14 protein-coding genes are annotated in these 18,702 nt (G+C 36.2%); 7 read left to right on the forward strand and 7 right to left on the reverse strand.

The features are described from left to right. The first annotated feature begins 120 nt into the window (after positions 1-120). The 3 genes from JF259_RS14845 to JF259_RS14855 are packed head-to-tail and all read left to right on the forward strand — an operon-like array spanning position 121 to position 4,326. Complete coding sequence (locus JF259_RS14845) at positions 121-1,455, forward strand: T9SS type B sorting domain-containing protein (protein ID WP_449618958.1); 1,335 nt, start codon at positions 121-123, stop codon at positions 1,453-1,455. Between the two features lie 12 nt (positions 1,456-1,467). Further along, the gene (locus JF259_RS14850; protein ID WP_199116414.1) at positions 1,468-2,394 is read left to right on the forward strand and encodes a PorP/SprF family type IX secretion system membrane protein; all 927 of its coding nucleotides are present in this window, start codon (positions 1,468-1,470) and stop codon (positions 2,392-2,394) included. A 15-nt stretch (positions 2,395-2,409) separates the two neighbouring features. Then, on the forward strand, positions 2,410-4,326 hold the full coding sequence (locus JF259_RS14855) for an OmpA family protein (protein ID WP_233164319.1): 1,917 nt from the start codon (positions 2,410-2,412) through the stop codon (positions 4,324-4,326). 300 nt (positions 4,327-4,626) lie between these two features. Here JF259_RS14855 and JF259_RS14860 read toward each other — a convergent pair whose 3' ends face one another. Beyond that, positions 4,627-6,963, reverse strand: coding sequence for an ATP-dependent helicase (locus JF259_RS14860; protein ID WP_199116416.1), 2,337 nt, complete (start codon positions 6,961-6,963; stop codon positions 4,627-4,629). A 147-nt stretch (positions 6,964-7,110) separates the two neighbouring features. On the opposite strand from JF259_RS14860, the gene JF259_RS14865 reads away from it, so the two are divergent. The 3 genes from JF259_RS14865 (at position 7,111) to JF259_RS14875 (ending at position 10,872) form a co-directional block, all read left to right on the forward strand. Next, complete coding sequence (locus JF259_RS14865) at positions 7,111-8,469, forward strand: LuxR C-terminal-related transcriptional regulator (RefSeq protein WP_199116418.1); 1,359 nt, start codon at positions 7,111-7,113, stop codon at positions 8,467-8,469. Positions 8,470-8,766: 297 nt separating this feature from the next. Further along, the gene (locus tag JF259_RS14870; RefSeq protein WP_199116420.1) at positions 8,767-10,338 is read left to right on the forward strand and encodes an FMN-binding glutamate synthase family protein; all 1,572 of its coding nucleotides are present in this window, start codon (positions 8,767-8,769) and stop codon (positions 10,336-10,338) included. Between the two features lie 12 nt (positions 10,339-10,350). Continuing rightward, positions 10,351-10,872 carry a DUF7935 family protein gene (locus JF259_RS14875; RefSeq protein WP_199116422.1) on the forward strand — a complete coding sequence of 174 codons (522 nt, stop codon included), beginning with the start codon at positions 10,351-10,353 and terminating at the stop codon, positions 10,870-10,872. A gap of 3 nt (positions 10,873-10,875) precedes the next feature. Here the strand turns inward: JF259_RS14875 and JF259_RS14880 are convergent, their stop codons facing one another. The 4 genes from JF259_RS14880 to JF259_RS14895 form a co-directional block, all read right to left on the reverse strand. Then, the gene (locus JF259_RS14880; RefSeq protein WP_199116424.1) at positions 10,876-11,787 is read right to left on the reverse strand and encodes a patatin-like phospholipase family protein; all 912 of its coding nucleotides are present in this window, start codon (positions 11,785-11,787) and stop codon (positions 10,876-10,878) included. Next, entirely contained in the window at positions 11,784-12,692 is a 909-nt protein-coding gene (locus JF259_RS14885; RefSeq protein WP_199116426.1) for a patatin-like phospholipase family protein, read from the reverse strand. The genes JF259_RS14880 and JF259_RS14885 overlap by 4 nt, the downstream gene beginning before the upstream one ends. A gap of 24 nt (positions 12,693-12,716) precedes the next feature. Beyond that, the gene (locus JF259_RS14890) at positions 12,717-14,690 is read right to left on the reverse strand and encodes a M1 family metallopeptidase (RefSeq protein WP_199116427.1); all 1,974 of its coding nucleotides are present in this window, start codon (positions 14,688-14,690) and stop codon (positions 12,717-12,719) included. A gap of 84 nt (positions 14,691-14,774) precedes the next feature. Beyond that, positions 14,775-15,371, reverse strand: a complete 597-nt coding sequence (locus JF259_RS14895; protein WP_199116429.1) for a Crp/Fnr family transcriptional regulator — start codon at positions 15,369-15,371, stop codon at positions 14,775-14,777. Positions 15,372-15,566: 195 nt separating this feature from the next. Here JF259_RS14895 and recG point away from each other — a divergent pair, with 195 nt between their 5' ends. Beyond that, positions 15,567-17,669, forward strand: a complete 2,103-nt coding sequence (recG, locus tag JF259_RS14900) for an ATP-dependent DNA helicase RecG (protein WP_199116431.1) — start codon at positions 15,567-15,569, stop codon at positions 17,667-17,669. A 245-nt stretch (positions 17,670-17,914) separates the two neighbouring features. Here recG and JF259_RS14905 read toward each other — a convergent pair whose 3' ends face one another. Together JF259_RS14905 and JF259_RS14910 are read right to left on the reverse strand one after the other, a co-directional pair. Continuing rightward, positions 17,915-18,481 (reverse strand): hypothetical protein, encoded by a 567-nt coding sequence (locus JF259_RS14905; protein ID WP_199116433.1) that lies wholly within the window; start codon positions 18,479-18,481, stop codon positions 17,915-17,917. Positions 18,482-18,494: 13 nt separating this feature from the next. After that, on the reverse strand, positions 18,495-18,698 hold the full coding sequence (locus JF259_RS14910) for a hypothetical protein (protein ID WP_199116435.1): 204 nt from the start codon (positions 18,696-18,698) through the stop codon (positions 18,495-18,497). Positions 18,699-18,702 lie beyond the last annotated feature (4 nt).

The following is an 18,702-nucleotide window of genomic DNA, read 5'->3' on the forward strand; positions in this document are numbered from 1 at the left end:
TTGAGCCCGAAGCATTATAGAACATGCCATTACCAGACATGTACGCAACACCACAACAATGTCAGTAGTCAATTTCTGGTACATGCACATTAGCATGTACAGACCATTACCGTACAAGATATTACGAAGCCCGAGTTTACAGCTCCTGCCGATGTAACCATCAACTGTGAGGACGATGCCACCGATTTAACACTTACCGGTGATGTAACCGATGAGTCCGATAACTGTTCGTCTGGGTTGGATGCCACTTATACCGATGCCGTTGCCGCCGGTAACTGTGCCAATGAATCGGTTATCACGCGTACGTGGTCATTGACTGATGACTGTAACAACACCACAACGCATGTACAGACCATTACCGTACAAGATATTACGAAGCCCGAGTTTACAGCTCCTGCCGATGTAACCATCAACTGTGAGGACGATGCCACCGATTTAACACTTACCGGTGATGTAACCGACGAAATGGACAACTGTTCGTCTGGGCTGGATGCCACTTATACCGATGCCGTTGCCACCGGTAACTGTGCCAATGAATCGGTTATCACACGTACTTGGTCCTTGAATGATGGATGTGACAATATCACCTCCCATGTACAGATTATCACGATTGTTGATGATAAAGCTCCTGAATTGGTAACTAACTTTTCAACAGAAGTAACTGCAAGTTGTGCGGATATACCAGATGCACCAGAACCAAGCTTTATTGATAATTGTTCAACAAATGTTACCGTTAACTTTACTGAAACAACCTCATATACCACAAACACATCTGAGGATTATGAAATCATTAGAAAATGGGAAGTAAAAGATGCATGTGAAAATGTTGCTGTTTTCGAACAGGTAGTAACAGTTACTGTTGATGAATTTGTAACCCAAGCTTCTGATGAAAGGTGTTATGATGATGGTATTATTGATCTAAACGATTATGTAGATAACACCAATGAAGGTTCAAATTGGACATTTGTTTCAGGTGTTACTACCCCTAATTTAGATGGCAGTAATTTTGACCCAAGTAATCTGGAAGATCAGTATGGCGACTATGTATTTAGCTATACCTATACAAGCGATACGGGTTGTTTAGAAACGACTGAAGTAACTATTAACATTAATGATGATTGTATTATCTATCCATGTACCTCTGGAGATGTTGTAATCTCCAAAGCGGTAACACCTAACGGTGATTCTTACAATGAAAGCTTTGACATTACAGGAATAACAGCTGACTGTAACTTCACTATTGGTGTTAAAATCTTTAATAGATGGGGAGCGCTTATTTTTGAAGACAGTAGCTATACAGTTGGAGAAAACAAGGGAGAATGGAGAGGTCAAGCCCACAAATCAGCTATAGGTAGTGCCAGCACGGTACCAAACGGGACATATTATTACATCATAACATTAAAAGATAGTGGATTGGCTCCATTTACTGGACCAGTTTACGTAGGAACCAAATAAAAACTTTAACCTATGAAACTTATTAAACATTATATAATCGCAATTGCGTTGTTTAGTTGTACAGTGGGCGTTGCGCAACAGTTACCGCAATTTACACAGTACATGTACAATACCATTTCTGTGAACCCTGCCTATGCAGGAAGTCGTGAAGCACTTAGTATTGTTGGATTGCACCGAAGCCAATGGGTTGGCTTCGATGGTGGCCCAATAACACAAACATTGTCCATTCACACACCGCTTAGAAATGACCGTATTGGTTTGGGTTTATCGTTTATACAAGACGATTTGGGACCTGAGAACTTCTCCTATCTATATGGTGATTTTTCATACTCCATCCCTACCGGTACTACTGGAAAATTAGCATTTGGTTTAAAAGCCGGTTTTACGCAATACAGTTTGGACTCTGACTTTCGTATGGATCCTGCTATTGTCAACGATGATCTTATCTATGGCATTGAAGACAGGTGGACACCTAATATTGGGTTGGGTATGTTTTGGCACACCGACAAATGGTATCTTGGCTTATCTGCGCCACGCGTTTTAAATACAAACCGTAGTACAGATGATGAATTTGAAGCCTTAGAACGCTTGAGCTATTACTTTACTGGTGGTTATGTATTTAACCTAAGTAAGATGGTTAAATTTAAACCAGCCTATTTAATTAAGGCCACCAACGGCGCCCCCATATCGTATGATATTACAGCTAATTTCTTATTTAATGAAAAGATCTGGTTGGGCGCTTCTTATAGAATAAACGAATCTACCGGAGCTTTTGGCGGTATTGTCGATTTTCAAGTATCACGACAGTTACGTGTTGGCTATGCATACGAAAAGCCACTATCAGACATAAACAACTATACCAACGGCACACACGAAGTGTTATTGATGTACGAGTTTAAGTTTATAAGCAATAAATTAAAATCACCTAGATATTTCTAATAAAAAAAGTCACCCATGAAAATAAAAAATTACATATTAGTTTGTATCGTATTGATGGTGAGTTTTACTGCCTCTGCGCAATACGGAAAACAGAAAAAAGCAGATACCTTATTCAACAAGTTTTCTTTTGTAAAAGCTGCCGAGGTATATAAAGAGCTTATTGAGAATAAGTATAACGAAGATTACGCTGTAAGACGTTTAGCCGATTGTTATGCCTTATTAAGAGACGTGAAAAATGCTGCTAAGTATTATAAAAAAGCGGTAAAGCAAGACAATGTACCTATTGAGTATTATTATAACTATGCGCAAGCATTACGAGGTGTAGAAGATTATAAAGGCTCTAGGGAATGGATGCGCCGTTATAAGGATTCCGGAGGAGTTACCTCTACCAAAAATTTTGGTAAGGACGGCAACTTTATCACCAGTATCTTTAATGCCAAACAGCAATATTTTCTATCTAAAGTGAACTTCAACTCCAAGCTAAGTGATTTTGGAGCTTACGAACACAATGGCAAAGTCTATTTTGCCTCTACACGGGACGAAGGCGTTTCCGTAAAACGTCTTTATGGCTGGAACGAACAACCATTTTTGGATGTATACGTCACCGAAAAAGGCAGTAAAGACCCCGTAGACCATAAAGCCAAATTAAAAGGCGATGTAAATTCTATTTATCACGACGGCCCTGTTGCCATTACCAAAGATGGCACAACCATGTACTTTACAAGAAACGACTTCTTTAAAAACGTACAAGAAAAAGATAAAAAAGGCATCAATAACATTAAAATTTACCGAGCCACTTTAAAGGACAGCGTTTGGACAGATGTTGAGGATTTACCGATTAACAATTCGGAATACACAACGCAGCACCCCGCATTAAGTAGTGATGGTAAAAAACTTTATTTTGCATCAGACAGACCTGGTGGTTTTGGAGGTTCCGATATTTACGCAGTAGACATCAATGAAGATGGTAGTTTAGGAACACCTGAGAACTTGGGTGACGTAATTAACACACCTGGGGCCGAGGGCATGCCTTTTATAAACAATGAAGGCACCCTGTTCTTCTCTTCCGATGGACACGTTGGACTTGGTATGTTGGATATTTTTGCGACCGTTGCCGATAAAGACAATAAGATTATTGATGTTATTAATTTAGGAGTTCCCGTAAACTCCAGCAAAGACGATTTCTCTTTCTTTATGGGAGAGGATGGGCTTACTGGATACATTGCCTCTAACCGTAGTGGTGGTATGGGAGACGACGATATATATGCCTATAACAGAGTACCGCTTTTAAATGTTGAAGGTGTTGTTACCGATGCTATTAACAAAAAGCCTATTGCCAATGCTATTATCACCTTGTTAGATGGTAACAACAGGCAAATAGCTTATATGGAGACCGATGAAGAAGGTTACTACGAAATCAATATTGACAGGGATGTAGATTATAATATCACTGCCAGTCAGAAAAAGTATGAAGACGACTCTGAATCGTTCACTACTAAAAACATTGAAACTAAAGTAACAACAATTACTAAAAACTTAGAACTAAACCCTGTTCAAGATGTTGTAATATTAGCTGAATTAAATACGATTTACTTTGATTTCGACAAGCACAACATCCGTCCCGATGCTGCATTGGAACTTGATAAGATTGTTAACTTAATGCTTAATGAATACCCTGGAATGGTTATTAGAATTGAGTCGCATACCGATTCGAGAGGTGATTTAACGTACAATGACAAATTATCAATTGATCGTGCAAACTCAACTTACGAGTACTTAATTTCTAAAGGTATCGATCCTGCAAGAATCACAGAACACCAAGGCTTTGGTGAACGCCGATTAACCAATGGATGTGACGGTAGCGTAAATTGCGAAGAAAGCAATCACCAATTAAACAGACGTACCGAATTTATAGTCATAAAAATGAAGTAGTTTATAAATCATATAAGCATAAAAAAGGCGATCGAAAATATTCCGATCGCCTTTTTTATTATCTGTTTAATTAATAAAATTAATAGTTACACCCTGCACAAATTAATATTCCAACTCCTAGCTTCTAATTTACAATTGATTATTGTCTATTGATTATTAATAATATCCATCATATCAAAAACAACTTCACCAAAATCCACTACCTAAGACCTAAGACCCAAGAAAAAAGATGCTAAAATCTTCTAACTTTTCACCTTCAACTTTAAACTTTTCACTTTCAACTTTAAACTTTAAACAAACCTACCCTATCACCTCCAGTTTAGCGAATCGTAATAGTAGCTTTTTTACACCGCCATGCTGAAAATCGATCTCAGCTTTAACATCTGCGCCAGTGCCTTCTATTTTTAAAACTTCTCCTGTTCCAAAACGAATATGCTTTACTTTATTACCAACTGCCAAATTTCCATCAAATGAACTAACGGAACTGTTTCCTGACTTAGATACTGGTTTTAAGTTTTTAGGTGTTGTAACCTGAAATTTTGTCGCTTCCTGCTTTGCTGGCCCTTTCTTTTTCACTACCGCCTGCTTTGCAGGCTTATATCGTATTTTAGTAGGCGGAACGTCTCCAAAAATATCGGCATCCAACATGGGGTTTCTTCTAAGCTCTTCCTTAGGTGTTAAAACTTCCAAATACTGCTCGTCAATTTCCTCAATAAATCGACTCGGATCAGAATCAACTAATTTACCCCATCGATAACGGGACAGTGCATAGGTTAAATACGCTTGCTTTTCTGCCCTTGTCAATGCTACATAAAACAACCGTCGCTCCTCTTCTAACTCACTTCGCATATTCATACTCATAGCACTAGGGAACAAGTCTTCCTCTAAGCCTACTATATATACATAAGGAAACTCCAAACCTTTAGCCAAGTGTATGGTCATCAAAGCCACATGGTCGGCATCTCCTTTATCTGCATCCAAATCGGTAGCCAAGGCAACATCTTCCAAAAATTCTGCAAGAGACCCTGTGGAATCGGCTAGCTCTTTTTGTCCTTCCACAAAATCCTTCATACCGTTTAAGAGTTCCTCAATATTTTCCATTCGGGTAACGCCCTCTGGTGTTGTATCCTTATTAAACTCTTTTATTAAACCACTGGATTTCGTAACATGCTCGGCCAATTCAAAAACGTCGGCTGTTTGATTTAAAACCTGAAAGCTTTCAATCATAGTCGCAAAATCCTGCAATTTTGTTTTTGTTCCTGAATTTACCTTAACATTAGCTTTATCTATATTCTTAATAACTTCAAAAATACTACGCTTATAGCTATTAGCAGCTACGGTAAGCTTATCCATAGTGGTTTGACCAATACCGCGAGGCGGAAAGTTAATAACACGTTTTAAAGCCTCCTCGTCTGCCGGGTTAATAATAAGCCTTAAATACGATAACACATCTTTTATTTCCTTACGCTGATAAAACGACAAACCGCCATAGATTCTATAAGGTATTTCGCGTTTTCGTAAGGCATCCTCTATTGCTCTAGATTGAGCATTGGTTCTATATAAAATAGCAAAATCGCTGTTAGGCAACTGATTTTGCATTTTGGTTTCAAAAATGGTACTGGCTACATAGCGTCCCTCATCGGCATCGGTTAGAGAACGATGGACAATTATCTTTTCGCCCTCGTCGTTCGCTGTCCAAACGATCTTGTCCAGCTTCGTTTGGTTCTTATCTATAATCGAATTGGCTGCATTTACTATATTCTTCGTAGAACGGTAATTTTGCTCTAAACGATATACATTAACCCCTTCGTAATCCTTTTGGAAGTTTAAAATATTATTAATATTTGCCCCACGAAACGCATAGATACTTTGCGCATCGTCACCCACAACACAAATATTTTGAAACTTATCGGATAAAGCCCTAACAATCAAGTATTGAGAATGGTTTGTATCTTGGTACTCATCTACTAAAATATACTTAAAGCGGTTTTGATATTTCATTAAAACTTCAGGGAATCGCGTTAGCAATTCATTTGTTTTCAATAACAGGTCATCAAAATCCATTGCTCCTGCTTTAAAACAACGGTCCACATAAGCCTTATAAATATCTCCCATTCGTGGACGCCTTGCCATGGTATCGGCCTCAATAAGTTCGGGGTTCTTAAAATAAGCATGAACAGTTATTAAACTATTTTTATACGATGAAATTCTGGATTGTACCTGCTTATATTTGTAAATATCCTTGTCAAGATTCATCTCTTTAATGATTGAAGCGATAAGCCTCCCTGAATCCTGAGTGTCATATATTGTAAAATTGCTTGGGAAGCCCAATTTATCGGCTTCTACACGTAATATCTTGGCAAATACAGAGTGAAAAGTCCCCATCCATAAATTCTTCGCTTCACTACTACCAACAATAGTTGCAATACGTTCCTTCATTTCACGTGCTGCCTTGTTAGTAAATGTTAATGACAATATATTAAATGGGTCGACTCCTTGATGCATTAAATAAGCAATACGATAGGTTAGCACACGTGTTTTCCCCGATCCTGCTCCTGCAATGATTATCATTGGACCATCTTTTTGTAAAGTAGGCGCCAACTGTGCTTCGTTTAACTGACTTAAATATTTTTCCAAACTACATTATTTTACGGTGTGAAATTAACTATTGTTGTGCTTTTAATTAAAAGGATTTATGAATAATTATAAACAATTATAAGCTTTTAAAGTTTATCATTTTTTAAGTATATTTATCCCTAAGCTATTAACCATCCCTCAATTACAATGTTTCTAAAACTACTTAACAAGTATTTTTGTTTAGGCTTCTTATTTATTTCCCTAAGCGGAATCTCTCAAGATGTTTTTATACACCATGATCTTAACAAAATCCATACGTATAAAACCATTACAGCTACAACATTTACTCCACTAACTTCAACCATAAATGATGGTTTTAACAATGGCTTATATTGGTTAAAGATCAACAACTTAAAACATAACGACTACACCGTCCAAATTCCCAATTCGCACATTACAAAAGTTAAAGCTTACCAAGAAGATTCTTTATTAAAGATATCCGATCATGAAAAGTTTATAACATTTAGAACACAAAACACCTCGCCTGTTTATGTTAGAATTGATACAGATAAAGAAGCCTATATACCATTAAATATAAAACCTACCACCCTATTTAATTTCGAAGAAAAGAAGACAGATATCTTTAACGGTATTTATTATGGCTTTGCCTTGGTTATTGCCATAACAAATTTATTTTACTTTCTAAATTTTAAAGATACTACTTTTTTATTCTACGCCCTATTTCATGTGGCCATAACCATATCGTTTGTTTATAGTGACGGCATCTTTAAATTACTAGGGATGTCTAGAGAGGTTTCAGATATTTTATTAGCTGTAGATCATACCTTGGCCGCAATTTTTGGAGCGCTCTTTGCGACTAACTACTTGCAAATTAAAAATTACAAATCCAAGTTGGCAATCTTCACTTTTGGCTATACCATGCTCCTTATTGCCATATTACTATCTTATATAGGTACTTCCAATTTTTATTTATTTATTGTTTTAGAAACCATGGCATTCTCGTTGGTTTCTATCTATTGGATAAAAGGCGTGTTATTATTTAAAAAAAATATGTTTATCAAGCTTTTTGTAATAGCCTACGTTTTTATTTTGCTTTTGGGAATAGACTTTTATCTTTTAAAATTATATGGTATTTCCTTTATAAATATTAACGCATCCCATGTAAAAATTGCTGGGTACTTAGAAATGTTACTATTATCCTATGCCGTAATTTACAGAATGAAAATATTACGCCATGAAAACGAAGCCATGCGGAATTCCCTAAACGGCTACATCCAAGAATTAGAATTACTTTCCCAAGAACTCAAACAGGAGAAAAGTGAAAACAAAAATCATTTTGAAGATCCATTGCTGAGTTTTCGTGAAAATGAAATCCTACAATTAATAGGTGAAGGAAAGAGTAATAAGGAAATTGCAGAAACCTTACACATTTCAATTAATACTGTTAAGTTTCATATTAAAAATCTATATGAAAAGCTGGGTATTAATAGCAGAAAGGAAGTTTTAACAATTGCCACTCCTCTCAAAAAACAGTTAATCAATTAAAAAGCAACCAATTGACTCGCTTGTTTTTATTTTCAAACTACCTATAAACTACCCCTGATAAACTAGTCACATCCTAATATTTAACTTAGTTTTATCATGCTATTAATCAATTATGATTTGAAGGCCGACGATGGTAAAACTGAGTTGGCCTTCTTTTTGTTTTAAACTGTTTCTAAATCTATTTGATCGCGCATAATTTTTTACAACATTCCTTTTTTATGTCGTTAACAAATAAGCAATCCAAGATCAATCAAATAGTATATATTGCTTATTTTTGATAAAACCGAATTTACATTTATGGATACCGTTTTAAACATTCTTTCCAGTATTCCTTGGTGGGGCTGGGTATTAATCGTTCTATTTATAATTGCAATACGCGATATATTTTTTCAAAAACAACACACGATTAGTCACAATTACCCTATTGTAGGACACTTGCGGTATATGCTAGAAAAAATTGGCCCGGAATTAAGACAATATTTAGTGGCCAATAACAGGGAAGAGTTACCGTTTAACAGGATAGAACGGGGATGGATATATGCCTCGGCAAAAAAAGAAAATAATTATGAAGGTTTTGGCACCGACAGGGATATCTATGCACATCAGCATATATTTATAAACAACGCCATGATACCTTATAAAATTGAAGAGGATCATCCCAATGCCATAGATAATTCTTTTATACCTTGTGCTAAGGTTATGGGAGCATTTAATAAAAGAGAAAAGCCTTATAGACCTGCATCCGTTATCAATGTTTCTGCCATGAGTTTTGGTTCCTTATCGGCCAAGGCTATAGAATCTCTTAACAAAGGGGTGAAAATAGCAAATGCTTATCATAATACTGGTGAAGGAGGATTATCACCATACCATCGTTACGGTGGTGATGTTGTCTTTCACTTTGGAACCGGATATTTTGGTGTACGCAATGATGATGGCAGCTTTTCTATGGAAAAACTAGTAAAACTTGTTGAAACCAATCCGTTTATTCGGGCTATTGAAATTAAGCTATCCCAAGGTGCCAAACCTGGCAAAGGAGGCGTACTTCCTGGGGCAAAAATAACAAAGGAAATTGCTAATATTCGTGGTGTTGAAGTTGGTAAGGATGTATTGTCACCACCAAACCACAGTGCTTTTTCCAACGTTACAGAAATGGTAGATTTTATTGAAGCGATAGCTGAAGCAACAGGGCTACCCGTAGGTATTAAAGCTGCTATTGGGAAACTAGAGCAATGGGAGGAACTTGCGAACATTATGAAAAGCACTAATAAAGGTCCCGATTTTATTACTGTTGACGGAGGTGAAGGCGGAACTGGAGCCGCTCCGCCAAGCTTTGCCGATCACGTATCCCTTCCGTGGGTATATGGATTTAGCGACCTTTACAAGCTCTTTAAAAACAAAGACCTAACAGAACGCATCGTATTTATTGGCAGCGGCAAACTTGGATTTCCTGCCAAAGCAGCAATGGCTTTTGCCATGGGGGCCGACTGTATTAATGTGGCTAGGGAAGCCATGATGAGCATTGGCTGTATACAAGCACAGATATGCCACACCAATCGCTGCCCTAGTGGGGTTGCAACGCAAAGTAAGTGGCTTCAAAATGGTATTGATCCCACATTGAAATCTGTACGCTTAGCACAGTATTTTAAAACTTTTAGGAAAGAGTTAATAGAAATCACCCATTCTGCCGGTTATGAACATCCGTGCCAGTTTAAGATGCGGGATATTGAGATAAATGTTGATGACCATAACCTATCCAAAGCGTTAGCCAGAACCTATATGTACAATAAAACCCCTGTTCCATTTACAAGTATGCAGGATTTAAAAGAATGTGTATATTTGGGCGGACATTACAACAAACTTAACCGTTAAACAGTTAAACTTATGGATTCCGAACGCGTTATTGATCTATTTTTATTTGCAATTCCAGCATTGATAACTGGACTTATTGCCTATTACTTTTTTAGGGAACATACCAAAAATGAAGATGGACGTAGACGGTTTCTTTTAAAAAAAGATTTACAAGTTAGCGCCCTTCCACTTCGATTGCAAGCTTATGAACGGATGGCCTTATTTTTAGAACGTATAAAGCCAAGTCAATTACTTACCAGAGTAGCTCCAATATCTTCGGACAAAGACAGCTACGAATCCTTGCTCATTCAGAATATAGAACAAGAATTCGAACACAATCTGTCACAGCAAATATACATAAGCGACAAATGCTGGAGCATCATTAATGCTGCAAAAAATGCAACTATTCAACTCATTAGAAAAGCAAGTTTACTTGAAAAAACGGACACTGCAAACAAACTCCGCGAAGTTGTTTTGACTGAAATGATGGAACGCCGTTCTCCCAGCGATGCCGCACTATCTTATATTAAAGAAGAAGTTAGCGAATTGTGGTAGAAATCACCCTACTTTTAATTTGTTGGATTTTGATTTAGCAAATCTGGACTTTGCATAATTAAAGCCTTGCTCCCACCAGGACACCATTAGCTTTCTACTAAAAATCAAAGAGTTCTCGGTAAGCTTTGAGGGCGTATAATACAGATTAAGTGTAACCCCTTTATTTTTAGCTGCCAACTTACCAATAGTGATATCACTGCGCTCTACTTGATCCAATAAATGCCCAAATAAATTAAGCATTAAGGAGAACGGATTCTTACCTAACACCTTATTGTATTCCATATTCTCCGATTCCAAGATAATGGCATCTATTTCGGTAGCCCCCCGAAGTATGGCTTCTCGAATGGGAACCACACAAGTAAACGCACCATCGGCATACTCAAATCCATCAATCTTGGCCAATGACATAAAAGGAATATAGTTACAGGATATCCATATCCAATTACAAAATTCTTCATATGAACAATCCTTAATAGACTTATACTCTACCCTGTTTTTTGACAAATTCGAAACCGTTACCACAACATCCTCTTTAGTTGCCTTAATTTTATTGTATTCATCCTCGGTGAAATGACGTTTTAAATAACGCTTTAAAGCTTTGCTTTCTCCAAAAGTGCGTTTCATTTTAATAAACTGCCATAAAGAATTGATAAAATTAATAGATACATACTCCCTGTCCCCCTTTTTTCTCTGTACAAAAGGGTTAACACTAAATATGTTGCTTTGTTTTACATTAGTGAAAACTTTATAAATTTTATCAATGTCCCCTATGGCCAAATGAGGTACCAACAAGCTTCCGGTTGATGTCCCCAAAAACATATCGTACTGCCTACCTTCTTCTTGAATTAAATACTGGGCTACACCTCCGGCATAGGCTCCTTTACTACCGCCTCCTGATATTACTAGTGCTTTCATTGTTTTTCTTCTAAAGGACTTACTTTTGTGTTTTTATGTTTAGCATAATCAAACCCGCTTTGCCACCACTTGGTCATTTTCTCTTTATTAAAAATCAACGCGTTTGTTGTTAAGACCGTTGGAGTGTAATAAAAATCAATAATGGCATTTTGATTGGATGCCACGAACTTTCCAATTCTAATGTTTTGTCCTTCTATTCTATCTAACATAAAGGAAAACATATTGGTTAATAACGAAAAGGCATTAAGAGAAGGCATCCTGTTAAATTGGGATACTTCTGTTTGCAAAATGATAACATCAATACCGGTTGCTCCTCTTTTTATTGCTTCCTCAATAGGCACCATAGACCCCAAACCACCATCGGCATACTCACAACCATTTTTTTTAACCAATGTCATAAAGGGCGTATAATTACATGAAACCCAAATCCATTCACAAAATTCCTCATAATTAAAATCTTTAATTGACTTGTATTCGACTTGATTTAGCGACAAATTAGCAACCGTAACAACAACGTCCTTTCCGGTCTCTTTTAAAATATCAAACTCCTTTTCTGTTAGTGTTTGCTTGATAAGCTCTTTTAAATGGTAACTTTCTCCAAAGGTTTTACTACCTCTTAAAATATTCCTTAGTACATTAAAGTGATTTATTTTTATAGTTACTATACCCTTTTTTCTTTTAATTAAAAACGGACAACTACTAAAAATAGAATCTTGTGTAACATTGGTATATACCGCCTTTATTTTACTTACTTTTTTTAATGCTAAATGAGACACTAATAAACTACCGGTTGAAGTTCCAATAAAAATATCGTAATCACGTTTTTTATTTTCAATAAGGTATTGAGCCACACCACCTGCAAATGCGCCTTTACTACCGCCACCAGAAATCACCAATGCTTTCATTCTTAACTGTATATAACACAAACTTTAACGATCCTCTTTCAACAAGTGCTTTGCAAACTTTGAAAAATGCCACACATGATGTGTCATTGCCTGATTTAGATTTTTATGGCACCTATCATCACAAGCATTAATCCATTTTAAATATTGAAAGGCATGCTTTCGTATTTCAAAACTATATTCCGGACTAGTATAATCGATTAAAGTATTGTAATAATCCTGTTTCCTTTCCATTTGGTAATCTTCTGTAAGCAAGGCTAACGTTAACCACAAAATTCTAATATTATAATCGTTAAAACCTAAAACATTCTTAGTTATATTCAAATAACGACGTCTCTCCTTTGGAAAATTAGTCCACAAATTAATTAAAGCTACCTCTATAGTAATATACGAATTATCTTCCAAAAAAGATTCGTAATCCGCCTTAAATTCTAAGGGAATTTCACTTACTGATTGTGCAATGGCTTGACGCACTTTTAGTCCGTTATTAAAATCTTCTTTTTTAATTATAATAGGGTGTTGCAATATAATTTTAGCTTTTGCTTCATCGGAAACATCAGAAGTTAAATAATCATAACATTTAGAAGTTAACACTTCGCAATCAACCATTAAGTACTCTTGGATAAAATGTGATTTCTTGAGGCTTTCCATTGCATCGTTGTAAGGAAAGGCTAAAGACTCAAGCCATATGGACACAAATTCACTTAAATCATTCCCACTAACCGCCTCTACTTCTTCTATAAAATCACTGGTTTCTACATTTTTAAACTTATGGGTTTTCAAATAATTGCTCACGGCCAATTTAAACGCTTTGACTCCTATTTGTTCACACAACATATGTAATACCCAAGCTCCTTTTTTGTAAAACGTCGTACTGCTTGATTTAGGATCTAACAACGATGTGTTTTGTCCACTATTATCTTGTTGTAATAGTTCTTGTGCATACTCGTATAAACGCCAATAGTAATAATCATCACCAAAGATACTACGCTCAGCCAATAAGGCATAATAAGTTGCAAAACCTTCTTGCAACCAATGGTGGGTTCCAGAAACTTCAGTTACCAAATTCCCAAACCATTGATGGGCTAATTCATGAGCATTTACATTAACATAGTTCTTATCTATAAAACCAATGGAATCTACCACAAAGGCATCTGAAAAAATGGTAAGACTGGTATTTTCCATACCAGCATACAAAAAATCTTTTACCGGTACTTGTTTATAATTTTGCCAGGGATATGGAACCCCTATCTCAGCCTCCAAAAAATCAAATATGTCCTTGGTATAGCGATAAGTAGGCTCCATTTTCAAAGAATCTTCCGGATAATAATACATTTCTAATGGAACGCCACTTTTAGAAACGGCCGAATATTTATCGTACTTACCTATTGCCAATGCCAGAAGATAACTGGACATGTGCTCTTGCATATCATAATGCCAAGTAGTCGTAGAGTCGTTAATTTGTTGGTTTATTAAATTTCCATTGGCAATAACCTCATAATTTTTATCAAAAGTGATCGATAAATCGAACTCAACCTTTTCATTCATGTCATCAAAACTAGGCAACCAATTACTGGTATACTTGCCTTGACCCTGGGTCCAAACTTGTTTCTTAACTATATGGGAAGCAACATCCGCATCGGAGTTCCATCCAATAAAATACATGGCCTTTTTAGGAACTGCTTTATAATTGAAAGAGACATGATATGTTGAATCTTTTTTTAATGCTTGCTTTAACCATAACTTTTTGCCATCATTATAAAATTGAAGTTTCGATTTCCCCAGTAAAACCTGTTCAAATTGCATATCAATGGCATCAATATAAACAGAGTCCGCGTCCCTAAGCATTACAAAATCATACGCCACGAAACCATTTACCGTTCTGGTTTCTGGCAAAACACTAACTTTTACAGTTGCCTTCTTAAAATCAACAGTACTGGTCTGTTGAGCTACAGATAGTTGACAAATTATAATATATAAAATATAAAAATGATATCTCATGAATAGACTAACACCAATTCAACTTTAAATTTAAACACATAAAATACGGCTTTTTGCTCTATACGGCACCACAAATCCCAAAACTTAATGAGGATTAAAGTTTTCCTTTGCCAGTGCTTTACGGACACGACTTAAACTTTCTGGTGTAATGCCAAGGTACGAAGCTATCATCCACTGTGGTACACGTAGCATAATATCTGGATACATTTTTATAAAATCCAAATAGCGTACCCTTGCCGATGCCCCCAACAACAAACTTATACGCTTATATAGATGACGAATATGGTTTTGTAATAAGCGTTCATTGCGCTGCCTAAAGTCAAGACTTATTTTAGAAACCTCGCTAATAAACGCTTCATCCATAAGTACCACAACGGTATCCTCAAACGCATCAATATAGTAAGTTGAAGGTTCTTTAAAATAAACACTGCCGCGATCACTTACAATCCAATGCTCTGTAGCAAACTGCAAAATATTTTCTTTCCCTTCTTCATTTAAGGCATAAAATCGCAACAAGCCTTCCTCTACAAAAAAAGAATGTGCACACACACTACCTTGCTTTAGCAAAAATTCTCCTTTGGCCACTTGCCTCACCTTAATATGCGGTTCAACTTGCATATAAGCTTCAACTGTAAGACCCGTTTTTTCAATTAAATGCTTTTTAAAATTAGGTAAATCCATGCGTATTTTTAAATATGAAATTTACGATATATTATGAATAAAAATAAACGGTTTACGATATAAAACCATTTCAATTTAAAATTTGCACATTATAGAATGAACTCATCTTGACTTTTTCCAATTGGTTAAAAAATTGGTATAATTTGCAAGCTATTACTGTTTTTCTGTTTAAACGAAAACACTTAAATTCGCTTTATGAGTATTAACCTGCAAACTCCTATAGATTATTTAAAAGGCGTAGGCTCCAATCGCGCCGACTTACTACGTAAGGAGTTAGGCATACATACGTATCAAGATTTAATTAATTTATTCCCCAATCGTTATATAGACCGTACACAGTATTACAAAATCAACCAACTACAGCGTAACAATGCGGAAGTCCAAATAATTGGTAAACTTACCAGTTTTAAAGAGATTTCGCAAAAACGCGGCAAACGCCTCGTTGCCAATTTTATGGACGAAACTGGCGCTATGGAATTGGTCTGGTTTAGAGGTCAGAAATGGATCAAGGAAAGCCTAAAATTAAACAAACCTTATGTTATTTTTGGTAAAACAAATTGGTTTAATGGCAAGTTTAGTATGCCCCACCCCGAAGTAGAAGCTTTGGAGGCACATGAAAAAAATCTCCGTTCGGCCATGCAACCTGTATATCCATCGACCGAAAAACTATCGAACAAAGGCATTTCTAATCGAGTAATTAGTAAAATCGTACAACAACTTTTTATTGAATCTAACGGTAAATTCACAGAAACGCTATCCAATAATTTAATTGACGAACTAAACTTAATAAGTAAACGGGAGGCACTTTTCAATATTCATTTTCCCAAAAGTCAAGCGCTATTAGCACGTGCACAGTTTAGATTAAAATTTGAGGAATTGTTCTATATACAACTACAATTAATTATAAAAAACCAAGTTCACAAATCTAAAATTAAAGGGTTTCCTTTTGAAAAGGTAGGCCATTATTTCAACACCTTTTTTAAAGAGCATTTACCTTTTGAATTAACGCATGCACAAAAGAGAGTACTAAAGGAAATACGTGCAGATTTAGGGAGTAACGCCCAAATGAATCGCTTACTGCAGGGTGATGTTGGCTCAGGTAAGACCATAGTAGCCTTTATGTCAATGTTAATCGCAATTGACAACGGTTTTCAGGCCTGTTTAATGGCTCCGACTGAAATTTTGTCAGTTCAGCATTACAACGGATTAAATTTACTATGTAAACCACTTAATATCAGCATAAAAATACTAACTGGTTCAACTAAAACTTCAACTAGAAAAAAAATTCACGAATCTTTAGAAAACGGTGAGCTACATATTCTAATTGGCACACATGCACTACTTGAAGACAAGGTGAAATTTAAAAATTTAGGACTTGCTATTATTGACGAACAACATCGTTTTGGTGTTGAGCAGAGAAGTAAATTATGGAGAAAAAACACCTCACCTCCCCATGTTTTGGTCATGACAGCGACTCCAATCCCAAGAACTTTGGCCATGTCGGTTTACGGCGATTTAGATGTGTCCGTCATTGACGAATTACCCCCAGGAAGAAAAGCTATAAAGACAGTACATCGCTACGATAAAAACCGCTTAAATGTTTTTAAGTTCATTCGGGACGAAATTGCAAAAGGGAGACAAGTTTACATCGTCTATCCATTAATTCAAGAAAGCGAAAGCATGGATTATAAAGATTTAATGGATGGCTACGAAAGCATTGTTAGGGATTTCCCCCCTCCAGACTACCAAATATCCATAGTTCATGGTAAAATGAAACCAGCCGACAAAGAATACGAAATGCAACGCTTTATAAAAGGCGAAACCCAAATTATGGTAGCAACCACGGTTATTGAAGTAGGCGTTAATGTACCCAATGCATCCGTAATGATTATTGAAAGTGCCGAACGCTTTGGACTCTCCCAATTACACCAGTTGAGAGGACGCGTAGGACGAGGTGCCGAACAAAGCTACTGTATTCTAATGACCAGTCATAAGCTAAGTAATGACAGTAAAACACGTTTAGAAACTATGGTTAAAAGCAATGACGGTTTTGAAATTGCCGAAGTTGACTTACGTTTACGCGGCCCTGGAGACCTTATGGGCACACAACAAAGCGGCGTTTTAAACCTCAAAATTGCAGACATCATTAAAGATAACGATATTTTACATAGCGCCAGATATTATGCAAAAAAAACACTTCAAAACGACCCTAAACTTTTACTTACAGAAAACCAAGCTATCATAAACACTTACAAGGAATTAGTGAGATATAAGAATATTTGGAATTATATTAGCTAACCTATAATAGCACTATTTTTTAGCGTACAATCCAAGTTAAAAGCCCGACCAAACAGGACGAGCTCATAAGAACTGAATGTAATTTGATTGATGGTTTGTCACACTTAATCAGCCCTAAGATATATACTTATAGCTATCGCTCCTGTTATGGTTTTGTTAAATAACACATGCAGATTGTTAATTAACATACTATAAACAAAAATATTTCCTTTTTAAAACATTATTACAAAAGGTCATTCAAACACTTATTCCTCATTGTATATTTTCAGAAGTTTTTCCTTCTCTTCCTTAATACGCTCCTTACCTCTTTTAATGGCTCCTTCCAAATCATTTAATTCTTTTTCCGCCCTTTCAATAACGTCCCGCTTTTCTCTCTCCTGATCTTCTGTTAGGACTCCAGACTCCTTTTCTTTATCGACACGTTTTCTAGCTTCTTCAATACGCTCTTTTCCTTTTCTAACATCCCGTTCCCTTTGCTCCAAAACCGCAAACTCATCATCCAACTTCTTCTTTGCCTCTGCTGCTCGTGCCTGACCAAAAGCTCTACCTTTTAATTCCCCCTTATGCTTCCCGTATGCATTACCTTGCCCTTTATTGCCCTTATCTTTAGAAGCCTTATCCTTTTTTTCCGATTTAAGACGATCACCAATCCGGTAATTATCTTCTTCCAAGCCCTTTAGCACTTTCTTTTCCTTGTGCTCTTTCTTGTTCTTTTCTTTAATTTCCTTGCTCTTCCCTTGTGCAATAAGCGTTGACCCACTCAACAGGACCATTACAAAAGCCATAACTACTATATACCTAAATACTTTCATACCATTATTGTTTTTAAATACTATCCAATTCTTTTAATGCACTTTCCATTTCATTAGCTTGTGTATCTACTTCTTCTGAAATGTCATTTACTTGAGATTCAATATTTTCAATTTTACTCAAGGCTGCTTTGGTTTCTTCTTCCTCCTTTTTGGCATCTCTACAAGCAATAAATGCTAGTAACAAAAACACTAGTAATACCCTAGTTATTAAATTCATAAAA

Source organism: Snuella sedimenti (genome assembly GCF_016428595.1).
Lineage (GTDB): Bacteria > Bacteroidota > Bacteroidia > Flavobacteriales > Flavobacteriaceae > Snuella > Snuella sedimenti.

What these genes read in the sequence shown, in the direction of transcription:
- JF259_RS14885 (WP_199116426.1), bottom strand. Translation starts at nt 12,692, where the DNA reads ATGAAAGCATTGGTGATTTCTGGTGGCGGTAGTAAAGGCGCATTTGCA.
- JF259_RS14865 (WP_199116418.1), top strand. Translation starts at nt 7,111, where the DNA reads ATGTTTCTAAAACTACTTAACAAGTATTTTTGTTTAGGCTTCTTATTT.
- JF259_RS14895 (WP_199116429.1), bottom strand. Translation starts at nt 15,371, where the DNA reads ATGGATTTACCTAATTTTAAAAAGCATTTAATTGAAAAAACGGGTCTT.
- JF259_RS14910 (WP_199116435.1), bottom strand. Translation starts at nt 18,698, where the DNA reads ATGAATTTAATAACTAGGGTATTACTAGTGTTTTTGTTACTAGCATTT.
- JF259_RS14855 (WP_233164319.1), top strand. Translation starts at nt 2,410, where the DNA reads ATGAAAATAAAAAATTACATATTAGTTTGTATCGTATTGATGGTGAGT.
- JF259_RS14905 (WP_199116433.1), bottom strand. Translation starts at nt 18,481, where the DNA reads ATGAAAGTATTTAGGTATATAGTAGTTATGGCTTTTGTAATGGTCCTG.
- JF259_RS14880 (WP_199116424.1), bottom strand. Translation starts at nt 11,787, where the DNA reads ATGAAAGCACTAGTAATATCAGGAGGCGGTAGTAAAGGAGCCTATGCC.
- JF259_RS14890 (WP_199116427.1), bottom strand. Translation starts at nt 14,690, where the DNA reads ATGAGATATCATTTTTATATTTTATATATTATAATTTGTCAACTATCT.
- JF259_RS14850 (WP_199116414.1), top strand. Translation starts at nt 1,468, where the DNA reads ATGAAACTTATTAAACATTATATAATCGCAATTGCGTTGTTTAGTTGT.
- recG (WP_199116431.1), top strand. Translation starts at nt 15,567, where the DNA reads ATGAGTATTAACCTGCAAACTCCTATAGATTATTTAAAAGGCGTAGGC.
- JF259_RS14870 (WP_199116420.1), top strand. Translation starts at nt 8,767, where the DNA reads ATGGATACCGTTTTAAACATTCTTTCCAGTATTCCTTGGTGGGGCTGG.
- JF259_RS14875 (WP_199116422.1), top strand. Translation starts at nt 10,351, where the DNA reads ATGGATTCCGAACGCGTTATTGATCTATTTTTATTTGCAATTCCAGCA.